This is a genomic window from Undibacterium sp. TC9W (assembly GCF_049339865.1).
Taxonomy (GTDB): domain Bacteria; phylum Pseudomonadota; class Gammaproteobacteria; order Burkholderiales; family Burkholderiaceae_D; genus Undibacterium.
This window is the reverse complement of sequence record NZ_JBMPPJ010000029.1, coordinates 1-14,088: the sequence shown is the minus strand read 5'-3', so window position 1 is coordinate 14,088 and position 14,088 is coordinate 1. Positions and strand designations below refer to the sequence as shown.

12 protein-coding genes and 1 pseudogene are annotated in these 14,088 nt (G+C 48.0%); 5 read left to right on the top strand and 8 right to left on the bottom strand.

The window, feature by feature from the left end; translation table 11 throughout:
- Nucleotides 1-76: 76 nt before the first annotated feature.
- From ACO0LN_RS26730 to ACO0LN_RS26715, 4 genes are all read right to left on the bottom strand, one after another.
- Nucleotides 77-400 carry a hypothetical protein gene (locus ACO0LN_RS26730; protein ID WP_422979185.1) on the bottom strand — a complete coding sequence of 108 codons (324 nt, stop codon included), beginning with the start codon at nucleotides 398-400 and terminating at the stop codon, nucleotides 77-79.
- Between the two features lie 81 nt (nucleotides 401-481).
- Entirely contained in the window at nucleotides 482-634 is a 153-nt protein-coding gene (locus ACO0LN_RS26725) for a DUF3309 domain-containing protein (RefSeq protein WP_422979183.1), read from the bottom strand.
- A 145-nt stretch (nucleotides 635-779) separates the two neighbouring features.
- Nucleotides 780-1,262, bottom strand: coding sequence for a hypothetical protein (locus ACO0LN_RS26720; RefSeq protein ID WP_422979181.1), 483 nt, complete (start codon nucleotides 1,260-1,262; stop codon nucleotides 780-782).
- 72 nt (nucleotides 1,263-1,334) lie between these two features.
- On the bottom strand, nucleotides 1,335-1,529 hold the full coding sequence (locus ACO0LN_RS26715) for a CsbD family protein (protein WP_422979179.1): 195 nt from the start codon (nucleotides 1,527-1,529) through the stop codon (nucleotides 1,335-1,337).
- Between the two features lie 209 nt (nucleotides 1,530-1,738).
- Here ACO0LN_RS26715 and ACO0LN_RS26710 point away from each other — a divergent pair, with 209 nt between their 5' ends.
- From ACO0LN_RS26710 to ACO0LN_RS26700, 3 genes and pseudogenes are all read left to right on the top strand, one after another.
- The gene (locus ACO0LN_RS26710) at nucleotides 1,739-2,407 is read left to right on the top strand and encodes a hypothetical protein (protein WP_422979177.1); all 669 of its coding nucleotides are present in this window, start codon (nucleotides 1,739-1,741) and stop codon (nucleotides 2,405-2,407) included.
- A 98-nt stretch (nucleotides 2,408-2,505) separates the two neighbouring features.
- Entirely contained in the window at nucleotides 2,506-2,817 is a 312-nt protein-coding gene (locus tag ACO0LN_RS26705) for a BON domain-containing protein (protein ID WP_422979175.1), read from the top strand.
- A gap of 302 nt (nucleotides 2,818-3,119) precedes the next feature.
- Nucleotides 3,120-3,901, top strand: a pseudogene (locus ACO0LN_RS26700) (IS5 family transposase).
- Nucleotides 3,902-4,219: 318 nt separating this feature from the next.
- On the opposite strand, the gene ACO0LN_RS26695 reads toward ACO0LN_RS26700, so the two are convergent.
- From ACO0LN_RS26695 to ACO0LN_RS26685, 3 genes are all read right to left on the bottom strand, one after another.
- On the bottom strand, nucleotides 4,220-5,257 hold the full coding sequence (locus tag ACO0LN_RS26695; RefSeq protein ID WP_422979173.1) for an OmpA family protein: 1,038 nt from the start codon (nucleotides 5,255-5,257) through the stop codon (nucleotides 4,220-4,222).
- Nucleotides 5,258-5,756: 499 nt separating this feature from the next.
- Nucleotides 5,757-6,986 (bottom strand): Yip1 family protein, encoded by a 1,230-nt coding sequence (locus ACO0LN_RS26690; RefSeq protein ID WP_422979171.1) that lies wholly within the window; start codon nucleotides 6,984-6,986, stop codon nucleotides 5,757-5,759.
- Nucleotides 6,987-7,160: 174 nt separating this feature from the next.
- Nucleotides 7,161-7,961 carry a DNA/RNA non-specific endonuclease gene (locus ACO0LN_RS26685; protein ID WP_422979169.1) on the bottom strand — a complete coding sequence of 267 codons (801 nt, stop codon included), beginning with the start codon at nucleotides 7,959-7,961 and terminating at the stop codon, nucleotides 7,161-7,163.
- Between the two features lie 299 nt (nucleotides 7,962-8,260).
- On the opposite strand from ACO0LN_RS26685, the gene ACO0LN_RS26680 reads away from it, so the two are divergent.
- Entirely contained in the window at nucleotides 8,261-9,181 is a 921-nt protein-coding gene (locus tag ACO0LN_RS26680; protein ID WP_422979167.1) for a GNAT family N-acetyltransferase, read from the top strand.
- 12 nt (nucleotides 9,182-9,193) lie between these two features.
- Here ACO0LN_RS26680 and rtcR read toward each other — a convergent pair whose 3' ends face one another.
- Nucleotides 9,194-10,804, bottom strand: a complete 1,611-nt coding sequence (gene rtcR, locus ACO0LN_RS26675) for an RNA repair transcriptional activator RtcR (protein WP_422979262.1) — start codon at nucleotides 10,802-10,804, stop codon at nucleotides 9,194-9,196.
- A 445-nt stretch (nucleotides 10,805-11,249) separates the two neighbouring features.
- Here rtcR and ACO0LN_RS26670 point away from each other — a divergent pair, with 445 nt between their 5' ends.
- Nucleotides 11,250-12,815 carry a vWA domain-containing protein gene (locus ACO0LN_RS26670; protein WP_422979165.1) on the top strand — a complete coding sequence of 522 codons (1,566 nt, stop codon included), beginning with the start codon at nucleotides 11,250-11,252 and terminating at the stop codon, nucleotides 12,813-12,815.
- The last annotated feature ends 1,273 nt before the right edge of the window (nucleotides 12,816-14,088 follow it).

The window sequence follows — 14,088 nt, the reverse complement described above, 5'->3', positions numbered from 1 at the left end:
CAATTAACAAGACCTGGTGAAGACAGTATATTTTCTTCGCCAGGCCAGCTTTTAAATAGAAACATAGGAACCGCGCTTAACGTTGGCGAATACCTGATTTTCTATAGGCATCAGCCATATCTTGTTGCATTGTCGCTTTTGCTTCGCTAAGGCATGTGCTTTGTTGGTTGCGTGCCATGCGCCTGCATTCAGCGACCGATAACTGATAGACAGCTTCAGCTTCTTTTTTTAAGGTCTTGAAATAAGCCATAGGCGTCATTTCTTCCTGATACCAGCGTTGCGGATCTCCATTCTGGGAGGTTGCGTTGGGATCAGTATCTGCAGCCTGCGCAGGACTCAGTATTGCAGCGCTGACGAGCGCAAATACAAGGCCGGCCATTAACTGTTTTGTCGTTTTCATGATGACTCCTCTTATAAAGTGAGAAATTTAAAGATCAAGGAACTGTATGGAATATTTTTCAAGCCTGAAGACTTATAGGGCTTACAAGCGACCAGTCAGTAATAAGATAACGAGGATAATAACGATCAAGCCAGTAACGCCACTTGGCCCATATCCCCACGAGCGGCTATGAGGCCAGGTTGGCAGTGCGCCTACAAGGGCCAGGATAAGTATGACGAGCAATATTGTGAACATGATATAGCCTTTATTTTAGTAAGATTAAGCTAGTGTTTAGAGCGCTTATTTAAGGTCCTAAGATCCAATTTTTGCGAATTATGTACGGAACCCCAGGCGTTGGTTAATGCTGCATTCGCCAAGTTTTTTTTGTATGGCTTAAGACTTAGATATTTGCATATTCGCCATGCTGATCTTTCCATGCCTTTACCCGGTCTTTATCGCTTTCTTCCTGTATCGGGCAAAAGCTTGCATGAGATTCGACGTCGGTTTCTATTTGTTCGTTGTTTTGGCTGGAAACGCCCCAGCCCAGCAAGGACCCGACAATGGCACCAAACAGTATGCCAAGAACAGCGCCTATGACGGCAGCTTCCAGTGGTTGTGTCACCAATAAATTCAGGCCAGGAATAATGAACGGCGATATAACAACGGCCAGCGTCGCATTCACCATACCGAGCACACTGCCGACTACCATGCCGATAGTCGCGCCGGTAGTGATGACTGAATTAATGTCATGATTCCAGCGGTGAAGGAATGGTTTTTTCTGTGGCTGCATCGTGAAGTCACCTCTTCGTGTAAGAGGATGCTTGGGGTAATTGGGCGGTACTCCTGCATTGCTCAGCGGCATATTTTCATTGCTGGTCATCATGATCTCTGGCTCCCTCGGTAAATCAGGCTCAACTCTGGCGAAAACCGTCATTGCCAGAGTTGAGCCTCACTATCATGGATTGGTAATTTTTTTGACTGTGTCTTCAATCACTTCGCGGGCGTCGCCAACTTTTTTCTCAAGCTTGCCTTCCACCTGTTTTTCAAGGCCTTTGGCTTGTTGCTCTTTGCTACCGATAATTTTTCCGGCACCTTCTTGAACTTTACCGGCGATATCTTTAGCTACGCCTTCGATTTGTTCTTTGTTCATGATTCTTCCTTGGTTTCTGAGATTGAATTCAGATAAAAATTGATTTATCTGAGGCATGTGCTTAATTTAAGCGCTTCTCTAAATAGGATCTGTACGCTGGCACACTCTGCAAAAAAAAAATTTCAAAATAAAGGGCAAGAGCAGGACAAGAGCAGGTTAAGAGGAGGAAAATAGATATATAGACATGTAAATGAAATAAATATTCGCGAATGTTCGATACCGCACAGATATGTTATTGCCCAGATTGCAAAATTAGGCCATCGGAATTTTCCGACGCTGCAATTGTTGACGGTAGCCAGTTGAACTGCCGGACATTCACACCTAAGAGGGAAATTATGAATAAGAAAATCGCCATGATGTTGGTTTGTACCGCCACGCTGAGTAGTGCTGTTTGGGCTGCCGCAGATGAAAAATCAGTTGCCTACACTGCTGCAAAAGAAGCTGCAACTACTGAGTTCAAACTGGCAAAAAGCAAATGCGACGCTATTACCGGCAACCCAAAAGATGTCTGTCTTGCTGAAGCAAAAGCTGCCCGTGTACATACTGAAGCAAATGCCAAAGCGGAATATAAAAATACCGTAGCAGCACGCACAAGCGCAAGAAAAGATATTGCCGATGCTGACTATGATGTAGAGAAAGCCAAATGTGGCAGCATGACTGGCAATGATAAAGATGTCTGCATCAAGCAAGCCAAATCCAATAAAGTCGCCGCCGTATCAAATGCTAAAGCTGATAAAAAAGTAGTCGATGCCCGTGTTGATGCCAATGACGATAAGGTCAATGCAGAATACAAAGTTGCGATAGAAAAATGTGATGCCTTGTCTGGTCAAGGTAAAGATAACTGTGTCGCAGCAGCAAAATCGAAATTCGGTAAATAAGTTTGCTTCAACACAAAGCCGTACTGGAAGCGCTATGCACCAAACGGCTTTGTGTTCAATTAATGTATGTAATTTTAATTAATCTCTGAAAGAAAAAAATGAAAATCGCTCAACGCATGATGGCTATGGTATTCGTCGGTTCCCTGATGGTAATTACTGGCTGCGCTTCAACATCGACAAAAGAAGGCACTGGTGAATATGTTGATGACTCCGTCATCACAACCAAGGTCAAGGCTGAAATTTTTAATGAACCAACATTGAAATCGATGGAGATCAATGTCGAAACATTCAAAGGTACGGTGCAGCTCAGCGGCTTTGTGACTTCCAGTGCCAATATTGAAAAAGCAGTCTCCATTGCACGTAACGTCAAAGGCGTACGTTCAGTGAAAAATGACATGCGTCTGAAATAAGACTCAGCTTGGTTGAAAAAACGCTGTCGCCTGACAGCGTTTTTTTTCGCCCATAGTACGCCAGCAGTCAGTTTGCTGGCTTAATTCTTTGTGCAAGGTGCTACCTGTCCGGGATTGAGCAAATTGAATCCGTTTGGGTGATCATACAGTCAATGCTATATGTTGATGCGCAATCCGGTTCTTGCCGCTTGTAGATAAAGAAAAACCATAAAGAACCTGCTCTTGCAGCCCGCCACGATTTACTACAAGAATCTATTCGAGATCTTATTGTAAACATAAAGAGTATTGCGTGGACTTGGGAGATGAGAAAAATCTATCCAAGCGATAACAGTTTGCGAAGATAGAAGATTTTCCGCTGAGCGCGCGCAAGAAAACCAAGCCGCGCCAAGTGGATTTATATGATGTTTTTTACGCGGTATTGTACGTGTTAAAAAGCGGCTGCCAGTGGGACATGATACCGAGCGACTTTCCTCCTAAAAGTACGGTGTACACGTACTTTAAGCAATGGAAAGAGAAGCTGTTGGGAAGTGAGTTAAGCCTGCTGGCGCAGGCTTTAAAAAGTCAGGTTGGCTTTGCCCGTACCAAACATGGTCGGAACGTACGCAGCACCTTTTTGATCGTTGACGCCCATAGTGTCAAAAACACGGATACGGCAAAACACAAAGGCTACGATGCAGGGAAGAAAATATCAGGAATCAAGCGCCATATTGCCGTTGACACAGAGGGGCTACCTCATGCCATTGCCGTGACAACAGCCGACATCACGGATAGAAAGGGAGCACTGGAAGCGTTTGAGCAGCACAAGCATTCCTTGGGCAAGGTTGCCAGCGTGCTCGTCGATGGTGGTTATACGGGGCGGCCTTTTGCTGAGGGTGTCCATCAAATTCTGGGGGCGTCCGTACAAGTTGCCAAGCGCAATGAACTCCACACCTTTAGTGTCATGCCTCAGCGGTGGGTGGTGGAACGCTCTTTTGCCTGGCTTGAGAAATGCCATCGCCTTTGGAAAAACTGTGAGCGACAATTGAATACCAGCTTGCAATTCGTTAATTTGGCATTCCTCACTTTGCTCTTGCGGCGCGGGTGATCAAAAAAGATCTCGAACAGGTTCTAAGAGCGGCTGTAGCCGAGAACATCCACATGAACCGAATAAGCAACACTGCAAAAGAATTCGCGGCTATAGCCAGCCGGACGAAACCAATGAAGTTCTGTCTAATTCCTGATTTTAATATTCTTTGCTGATGCCATGCCAGGCTGACTACCAGTACTCAAGCAGAGCTGCCTTAAATAAGTACGCTATCATCTCTTTGATTTTGCACAGCATGCACGGTGGTAACTTAAAAGAATTTGATCATGCATAAAAAAACGGGGGCTGAGGCTCCCGTTTCTTCTTGTACGTTGTTGATTATTTTACGCGTTTTTCAACTGTAAATTGCTCAATTTCTACACGACGGTTTGGTTCCAGGCAAGCGATCAGGTCAGCACGTTTTTTGTTGTTGCAAACAACGACTGGATTGCTTTCACCTTTGCCTACGGCATTCAATCTTTGTCCATCAACTCCTTTATCGTTCAGATAGGTTTTGACGGAATTGGCACGCTTCTCAGACAATTTCAAGTTGTATTGATCTGAACCGATGCGGTCTGCATAGCCAGTGATCACGACCTGGTTGATTTGCGGATTGGCATTCAGCGCTGCAGCGATGTCATCGAGTTTTGGTTGAGGGAGGCTCAGCAATGAACTGTTGAAGGCAAACAGCTCGGTCGCAGACAGCGTGATTTTCTGATAGACCGGTGGCGGTGGGGCAACTGGCGCAGGTGGTGGCGGTGGTGTTTGCACAACGACTGGTTCTGGTGGAGGAGGCGGTGTATAGCTGGCAGTTTTGACCGCGGCCCTTGGTTTGTCGAACGCATAGTTCAGGCCAAATGACAGGTGGGAATTGCTGGCCTGGCTAAAGCCAAAGTCATTGCCATGCAAATAGCCATGCACTTTGCGCCATTCTACTTGCGCAGACCATTGATCGTTCAGAGAAAACTGAGCACCTACACCGCCGCTGACTGCAGGTGCTGTGCTGTCACCAGCTTTCAGGCCGCCATTGCTTCTGTCTCGGTTTGCTGCAATGCCTAACACCAGGTAAGGACGGAATGCTTCGCGGGAAAACAGATATAGCACGTCAACGCCAAGGGCATTTTGTTGATAACGCCTGCCGTTGTCTGAGGAGCGCGTATAGTTTGTATTGATTTGCGCATCCCAGTTTTCCGCCAGTGGTTTGCCCAAACGCAGGCCAACACCATAGCCACGGTTACCCGCACCGAAGGTTTCATCTGTTTCTGCTGCGTGGACGCTGCCACCGACATACCAGGATGGGTTATAGTCTGCAGCCATTGCGCTGCCTGCGCAAAACAGTAGGGCCATTGCAGCGGGAAGTGCTTTTATTTTGCTCATGGATATTCTTTCTAAGTAATGTAAATTCAGTGGAAATTCTTTTGCTGTCTGGAAAGTCACGAAAACATTTTTTTCTTGAGGAGAAATGGGTTTTACGTAATTAAATCCTGATCGCCAGACTAAAGCCCAGGCGATATTCCATCGGTGCGCTGGCGCACAATGTGGTTTTTTTTGTACAAAAAAACAGGTTTATTTTTTGCAGCCAGTTTGACGCAGCAATTTACTGAGGGAATCCGGAGTTTAAAAGTAGAAAGTTTCTTTGACCCGGGTATTGACCATATTACCAAGCCACAAGCATCTTCCAACTGGAATAAGCCAAATTGACTACTGCTCAAATCAATACACAGAGGGGGGATAAAACCGAAGGAGCGAAACTGATAGTCGACGCCGTTGCTGCCGACTACCGTTCTATTGACAGATTCAGATCAGCACTGATTCTTATGATACGTGCACCTTTCTGGTTGCTTGATATGAAAACTTAACTTTCAGCCTTTTTGCCTTATTGTTTCAGACCTTCATTCTTCATCGCTTCCAGCTTGTCATAACCAACCGCCGCTGAGGCGGTTTTGATAGTCGCCATATCGACATTGTCGCCATGGGCTTCCACCATGAAGCGACCAGCGATCAGCAGGCTGTATTCGCCCGATGGACCATCTTTCTGGAATCTCTCATGGGTAGGGCGGCCATTGACCTTGCCCATCTTTTCATAGCCAGTATCGGTTTCCTTGTCCTGCTCTATCATGCCCCAGGCAAACATGGTGCCAAACATCTTGCTGCCACCAGTATCAGTGATCGTCATTCTGATCTGATGATTGTTTTCATCACCGTAGCGGGCTTCTGCCTTGGAGACCTTGAATTCGCCCATGGCAGACTTTTCACCCTCCAGGCTATTGCGCTTCAAATTGCCTATGGTTTCAGGGAACAGGGCTTTCAGCTTGTCCTTATCGACGACTTCTGCCTGGCTGCCTGCACCCAGTGCCACGCCTAAGGCTTCAGTTGCGGCTTTCATTTCAGCCTGAGGGTCGCCAGATTTTTTAGCGGCTTCCATTTTCTTGTTGGCCTCTTCCATTTTCTGGCCCATTTTTTCGAGCTCACCCAGTGCACCACTGGTTGCGACAGAGGTGTGCGAGGCATGCATATTGGCTGCCCCATACATCGCGCTGCCACCAATTGCGCCAATGACCATGTTAAACACGACCATTAATACGATGGAACATACGATAGATACGGCGGTGTAGGGCCCTGCTTTTTCCTGGGGACCTTTCATCAGCACAGGAAGACCCAGGTACATCAGGTAAATGCCGTAGGCGCCAGCCAGCAAACTGAGCAAGCTCAGTGCTGGCAACAGCGAAAGTACGCCTGCCAGCCATGCCGGAGTGAAAGAATACGCCGCTACCTTCAATGCTTGTGCGGGATTTTTTTCCGCGCCGAATTGGGGTGCCAGGGCATCGATGATCAGCGATATCAGATAAACACCGACCAGGGCAAATACAAAGCTCATCACCATCGCTGTAATGCCGGCGAGGATGGGCAGCTTCATACTACCCAGCAAGGGGACGCTGAATCCGATAATACTCATGCCGATAAAACTGGAAACAGCAGGGATGGCAGCCAGAGGGGCGACGTAGTTCTTGAAGATGTCTGCCGTGCTGGTGGTTTCAGCAGCGATAACGGGCCATTCTGTTTTTGGCGTCAGGGTGATGTTTTTCGCGCGTTCTACGAGATTCATGGATTTTTCCTTTAATAAAGGGCAGGGCCGGTATCTGCGACCCAAAACAGGAAAACTGAAGAAAACAGGCTACTTATCTTTTCATTAAGCGACAAAGTTTATTACAGTTTTTTGCAAGTGGGACAAAATAGAGCGCTTTTCTGCTGTTTTCCATACAATCAATCTTAGGACTTGCTAGCTGTTATCACTTTCAGGCAGCGACAGGAACTGTATCCCGGTTTTATTGACCAACTCCTTGTAGCTTATGGGTTTGCTGGCATGTGCCTGGTCTGTATTTTCGACCCAATAGGCCCAGGCGCGGCCAGTTGCGGGGTCATAGATCAGTTTGAACAGATATCTGGGCACCCAAATCTTATTGTTTCCAATTGTCGCTGGTCGCGAGTCGTAAACCGGGCCGGTAATCACATATACGTCACCTGATGCGCGCAACACATACTGACGCGTGGCTTTTTCTATGGCAGCCCAGGTCTTGCGGTTGTTCACTGGTGCCTGTGGCACCATATTTGCCAGCGAAAAGCTTTGCGCCATTGCGGTGCTGTCTGCCATGTCGGCAGCCGGTGCCATATGCCCACGGTCATAGCCAGAACCCTTGTAGTCATCCAGTTCGGCCCGTTCTGCGCGGGGTAGTCTGGCATCGGCATAGAACTGGTCACTGCGCTCGTTTTCCCTGGCTTTGTAGATGATCTGGCGATTCAGCCTCTCCGCTACATAAATAGGGGTATGGCTCTTGCCAGAATGCATGACTGCAAATGCCGAGAAACACAAGGCGCGCGGGCGCATGTCGGTAGTAGCGCGCATGGCCGGTACATGCCCTTTGGCAAAGAACTGGCGGCAAGCGGAAAAATCACCCGTACTCTGCGTTGGAAAATGGAGGGAGTTGAAAAAAGGGTGGTCAAAAAAAGAAAGATCAACAAAGGAAAGGCTGACCAGTGCAAAAAAGAGCAGAGGACTAAGTTTGGCGAGTTTTTTTAACATGTATATGCAAGCTGATGCCGGATGCGGGCTATCCTGAGGTGAGCCAAATCAATTACTTCTTACTTAAGCGCACCAAGCGTGGGGCGGTTGACACGATGAAATACTGCATGGAAGTACAGCATTATGGGAAAGGGCAGGATTCTATCTGATTTTCCTCAGGGTATCTCGCAGGAAAAAAATACTTGTATTATTGAGTAGAAATAACTGGTAACAAATTGAGACTACTTTGACAATAAAATACTTGCTTATTTGATGCGCTTGGCAGACTATCGCGCTGGTTGAAAAATGGATATAGCCCGATGTTTTCCCCCGTATTATTTGCCGCTGCCAGAAATAGACTGCTCAAACTCGATGCACGCTGGGTCTTTTGCGGCCTGCTTTTGCTTGAATCACTGCTGTACTGCCTGGACGAGTTCACCGGGCCGTATAGTTTTTATGCGCCGTTTTATATTTTCCCGGTAGCGATGAGTGCTGCCTTGCTGTCGCGGCGCATGACGGTTTTTTTGGTGGTGTTGTCCAGTCTGGCAAGAGCACAGGTTTTTAGCCAGGTATTCCAGTCTGGCAGTCTGATGCTGCTGGTATTCGATATTGCCCAGAGTATTTTGCTGTATGGCTTGATTGCGGTGCTGGTGATTACCGTCAATAGCATGCACCAGCGCTTGCTGAAATATGCCCAATACTTGCGTGCAAACATCAGGCTCATGCGTCAGCAAAGACGTCACAGAGCCAGCATACGCCGTGCTTTACCAGACGACGCAGATGGCATCGTACACCTGGCCGTAAACGGGGCGCAAAATGGTGATCTGTCCGAAGATATTTCAAATGCAGTCTTGCAACGCACCTTGGCTACTGCCTTCCGCCAAGGCATCGTTGAGGGCCAGACAGTCAGGCATACCTGGGCTGGCGGCCAGCAAAAAGTGCCAGTCGAATTCTGGGTTTCCATCATCAATGGACGCATGGCCGGCTTTTTCATGCTGTACGGTGTTGATAACCTGCAGGGTTCGGAACGTGAATTGCATGCCATGGTGGTGGCAGACGAATACCGTGGCCTGGGCATAGGTGGCGCCATGACCGATTTCTTTTGCATGCATTTTAAAAACCGTCGTCTGTTCGCGGCATGCAAGACAGGGTCAAACATGATGAAGATGCTGAGCCGCAGGGGCTTCAACCAGTTTTGCACGGCAGAAAACGGCTACGTCATCATAGAGCGGCATAACTGAAACTTGCGTCTGTCATCCATTTTTGTGCAAGGCATCCCATTGCAAGCCAAACTTGTTCAGATATTTTTTGAGCCTGTCTGCATCATTCGGCTTGGCTTTGTTGCTGCGTGACGCGGCAAACAATTTACGGCCAGCTTCCGACATGTTTTTAGAGCGCACACAGATTACCAGCACGGCCTGCAATTGCACCGCATCGAATAAATCCAGTTGGGCGACCTGTTGTGCATCCAGATAGTCATGCAAATCCAGCTCATGGCTTCCACCATCGCCTTCATGTGCGTGTGACCATAGGCGTTGCAGGCGTTTGATTTCTTCAACTGCATTCTGGTCATTGATGCGCCCCGCGTCAGCCAGCGTGGCCATGCGTGTGACTGAGGCTGACAAATCGCGGAAGTTGCCTGCCCACACGGCCTGGGCCGAAGTGGCAAATTCCATATAGCTGTCTTTCGCTTCTTTATTGAAGCGCACCATCTGCCCGTTCTCTGCACTGTATTGCGACAGCAGATAATCGATATTCGGCGCAATGTCTTCTACCCGCCCACTCAGGCCAGGCAATTCATATGACCATAGATTGATACGCGCATACAAATCTTCACGGAAACGGCCTGCCGCCACTTCTTTGCCCAGATCGCGGTTGGTACCCGCCACCAGTTGGAAATCACTTTGCACTTCATGGTCGCCACCAACCGGGAAGAAACGTTTTTCTTCTACCGCCTTGAGCAGCATGGCTTGTTCATCCAGGCCCAGCTCACCAATTTCATCGAGAAACAGCAAGCCTTTATGCGCCGTCCGCAACAAACCGGGGCGGTCAGACATGGCACCGGTGAATGAGCCCTTGATATGGCCGAACAGGGTAGAGCCCGCGCCATCACCGCGCAGGGTGGCGCAGTTGACTTCGACAAACTTGCCTTCCAGTCTGTGCCTGGCTTTTTTCAATTCAAAGATACGTCGCGCCAGGAAAGATTTTCCCGCACCAGTAGGCCCCATCAGGAGGATGGCTGCCTTGGACTTGATGGCCACGCGTTCTATTTCATCAATCATGGTATTGAAGCGCGCATTGCGGGTGGCAATGCCAGACTTCAGAAATGCTACACCTTCTTCCTGCTCACGGCTAAAACGCTGGGCAATCTGGTCATAGCGTGACAGGTCCAGGTCAATGATGGTCATCTCACCAAAATTGCCCTTGGTCTGCCGCCGTGGCGGCGAAGTCTGCAGGAGCTTGCCAGGCAGGTAACTGGCCTCGGTCATCAGGAACAGGCAGATTTGCGCGACGTGAGTGCCAGTGGTGATGTGCACCCAGTATTCTTCTTTGTCGGTATCGAAGGGATAAGACCTGGCAAAGTCAAACAGGCAGCCATACACATCTTCAAAATCCCAGGGATCCTGTATTGCTAACTGATGTGAACGTACTTTCGTTTCTGGCGAGGTATCGGCGATGTCCTTTTCCAGTTGTGCGAGCAAGAGCTCATGTTGACCGCTGTACAGCAAATCAATGCGGTCTATGACGATGTCTTCATGCTGGGTCAGCGCAACCGTGGGTCGCCATTTTTCCCAGCGACCACTGCCCCGGCCACTATCGAGTTGTGTGCCTATAAAACCGATGACGACTTTTTTCTTCTTGATCATATTGGGATAAAGGTTTATCTATTCGGATAATTATATAGGAAATAGTGACTATGGGCTGGCCTTGCGAAATTTCGCTTATTTCTTTACTTATCCATTTAAATCAATAACTTAAGCGGATATTGGGCGCTACGGCACAGACCTGGCACGCCCATTGCAATAGATGGAGTGTAGGGCATGCAGGCATGAAGGGAGTGCCACCACCGAAAACGATTGAGTCCTGGGTGGGCTGGATAAAACCAGATGCAGTCTAAGTATTGTCATGAGCAAGGTTGCAGATGCAGGTTGCCGCTCCCCGTAAGGGTGTCAACTGGCGCGCGTTTCCAATCATGACAGTGGCCAGAAGTAATGCTCTGGTTGTTGCATTGTGCGGGTTCGAATCCCGTCGTGTCCACCAGATTGGAAAAATCTGAAAGAGTTTAATAAAAAGAAAAAAGGAAATGAAATGGTTAACACACAATTGTTCCAGAGTTTAAAAAACTCACTGACAAACAAATTTTTGCCAGTCACCGATACAACAAATTTTTCTGGCGTAGCGGCCTACAAGTTCACTGCCGAACACAAGCTGGCGCAATATGCAGCCACTGGATGCCTGAACGCGACTTACTACGCTAGCGCAGAGGCGCAACTGGCAACAGTGCTGGATTTGACTAAAGAGGTAACGCCACTGTTTGTAGCGCAAACTGCGATCTACTGCCGTGAGCGTGGCTATATGAAAGACATGCCAGCCTTGCTGGTGGCAGCACTGACCATGCGTAATGCAGTCGAGTTGCCACGTACTTTCAAGCGTGTAATGAACAACGGCAAGATGTTGCGTAACTTTGTGCAGATACTGCGTTCAGGTGCGATAGGACGTAAGTCTCTGGGTTCACGTCCTAAAAAACTGGTGCAGGCATGGTTGAATACTGCCAGCGAAAAAGAATTACTGGCAGCAGCGGTGGGTACTACGCCATCACTGGCTGATGTCGTGAAGATGGTGCATCCAAAACCTGTCGAAGCATGGCGTGAAGCCTTCTTTGCTTGGTTGATAGGCAAGCCATACAAGGCCGAATCCTTGCCACCTGTAGTGGCAGCGTTTGAAGCATACAAGAAAGACCGCAGCCTGGCCTTGCCGGATGTGCCTTTCCAGATGCTGACAGCGATGGACTTGACGACAGAAGACTGGGCGCAAATTGCCCGTCAGGCTGGCTGGCAGATGTTGCGTATGAACTTGAACACCTTTGGACGTCATGGCGTGTATGCCTTGCCTGGCATGGTGGACTTGATCGCCACTAAATTGAGTAATGCAGAGGCAATTGCCAAAGCCAAGGTGTTTCCTTACCAGTTGATGGCGGCTTACAAGGCAGCCAATGAAGAAGTACCGTTGCCGATCAAGAATGCGCTGCAAGATGCGATGGAAATCGCCTTGAGCAATGTGCCAGAAATATTTGGCAAGGTTGTGGTGTGTGCTGACGTGTCTGGTTCCATGTCGTCTGCTGTCACAGGCTACCGTGGCTCGGCCACGACCGCAGTACGTTGCATAGACATCGCTGCCCTGGTAGCTGCTGCCATGTTGCGCAAGAATCCATCGACCCTGGTCTTGCCGTTTGAAGAACAGGTCGTGAAATGTAATTTGAACCCACGTGACAGCGTGATGACCAATGCGCAGAAGCTGGCGGCGATAGGTGGTGGTGGCACCAATTGCAGTGCGCCACTGGTGCAGTTGAACAAACAGAAAGCGCAAGCTGACCTGGTGATCTTTGTCTCTGACAATGAATCCTGGATGGATGCAGGCCGTAGCCGTACTACTGCCGCCATGACGGAATGGAATGTGTTTAAACAACGCAATCCACAAGCCAAACTGGTGTGCATAGACATTGCACCTTATGGCACGACACAGGCAGCAGAAAGAGATGATATTTTGAATGTAGGTGGTTTTTCTGATGCCGTATTTAAAATCATCGCTGCCTTTGCTGCCGGTCAGCTAAGTGCAGAGCACTGGGTAGGTGAAGTAAAGGCAATTGATATTTAGAGAACCGCTGGCGGGGCAAAATGCAGTATGTGCCTCGCCAGTCCAGGTAGTAAAAGTTTTTGAACGCAGCATGAATGTAAATGTGATTACATCTGAAAACTGTAACATCACCTTTAAGCCTTGTCATGCTGTGATTCAAAGACCATGTGAGTGTGGTCCTGAGTTTGAAATGCAGTACGAATGCGCGGGCGATTACATCCAAAAAAAATCGCAAGCAATCCTTGTCGTACCGTGTTTCTCAATACCGCAATCAGATGCCGCAGTACAGGTTTTGAATATGGCATGAATGCTGATGTGATTACACTTGTAACGTAATATCACTTTCTGTTCTTGTCATGCCATATTCAATAAATATCATTGTTGCAGTTTTTTGAATACCTTGTGAATGCTCATGTGACTACATTTGCAATGTTCACAGCAATTCTTGTCATAGGGTGGTTCAGGAAATAGATTTGTAAAGGTTTTGAATAAGCCAGGAATGCTGAGGCGATTACATTTTGCGAAAATGAAACTTCACTTCAAAATTTTGTCCTGGTTTGTTCAATCTGGTTTTACCCGAATGCCATCAGGATTACATCGGTTACATTGGTTCGACTCCAGTCTGGTCCACGCAGTAAGGATGGATCAGCAAGTCCTGGTAACACTTGTCGGGGTTTTATTTTAGAAGTAGAAACATATTGAAAAGTGGAAAACAAAGACGGGCAGAAATCATGGAAAAGCGGTGCGCCCGCATACCTGTGAAAGAAAGTTTTGATGTCTATGCGATGCCTGCACCCGTTGGAGCAGTCATGGCTAATTGTGAGGCATTAAGTCACAATAAGAATGCTATTTTTCTGCCCTTGTTTTATGTAGACTACGCCTTCAACTGTCGTGATTGTGGATGCGCACAGATATGGACAGGCAAGCAGCAAAAGTGGTGGTAAGAGATTATGCAAGGCAATATCAATAGCGTAGCTATTCGATGTCGCCCTTGCAGGAAGATAGAGCAGCAAAGAAAGAAGCAAGCCAGGGACACGCATTTGAGCGGCCTGGCAAAAAAGCACAAACAATAGAGTTTTCAGGCGAATGCTAGTGAACGTGCAACGGTCCTAAGGTGGTTAACAGATTCAGTATGGTCTGGTGTAGCCTGGGTACTGACTCTGACAAGATTGAGCTTGCCCGCATAAAACGTATCCCTTACTGAGGGTTTAAAATTCAGTTAAGGAGAGAAGCATGTCACAAAACAAACGAGCACGCTATTCGCAGGAATTCAAGATTGAGGCGGTCAGGTTGG

Excerpts from the sequence above, each read along its gene's own strand:
- ACO0LN_RS26730 (WP_422979185.1), bottom strand. The coding sequence starts at position 400 with ATGAAAACGACAAAACAGTTAATGGCCGGCCTTGTATTTGCGCTCGTC.
- ACO0LN_RS26725 (WP_422979183.1), bottom strand. The coding sequence starts at position 634 with ATGTTCACAATATTGCTCGTCATACTTATCCTGGCCCTTGTAGGCGCA.
- ACO0LN_RS26720 (WP_422979181.1), bottom strand. The coding sequence starts at position 1,262 with ATGATGACCAGCAATGAAAATATGCCGCTGAGCAATGCAGGAGTACCG.
- ACO0LN_RS26715 (WP_422979179.1), bottom strand. The coding sequence starts at position 1,529 with ATGAACAAAGAACAAATCGAAGGCGTAGCTAAAGATATCGCCGGTAAA.
- ACO0LN_RS26710 (WP_422979177.1), top strand. The coding sequence starts at position 1,739 with ATGTTCGATACCGCACAGATATGTTATTGCCCAGATTGCAAAATTAGG.
- ACO0LN_RS26705 (WP_422979175.1), top strand. The coding sequence starts at position 2,506 with ATGAAAATCGCTCAACGCATGATGGCTATGGTATTCGTCGGTTCCCTG.
- ACO0LN_RS26695 (WP_422979173.1), bottom strand. The coding sequence starts at position 5,257 with ATGAGCAAAATAAAAGCACTTCCCGCTGCAATGGCCCTACTGTTTTGC.
- ACO0LN_RS26690 (WP_422979171.1), bottom strand. The coding sequence starts at position 6,986 with ATGAATCTCGTAGAACGCGCGAAAAACATCACCCTGACGCCAAAAACA.
- ACO0LN_RS26685 (WP_422979169.1), bottom strand. The coding sequence starts at position 7,961 with ATGTTAAAAAAACTCGCCAAACTTAGTCCTCTGCTCTTTTTTGCACTG.
- ACO0LN_RS26680 (WP_422979167.1), top strand. The coding sequence starts at position 8,261 with ATGTTTTCCCCCGTATTATTTGCCGCTGCCAGAAATAGACTGCTCAAA.
- ACO0LN_RS26670 (WP_422979165.1), top strand. The coding sequence starts at position 11,250 with ATGGTTAACACACAATTGTTCCAGAGTTTAAAAAACTCACTGACAAAC.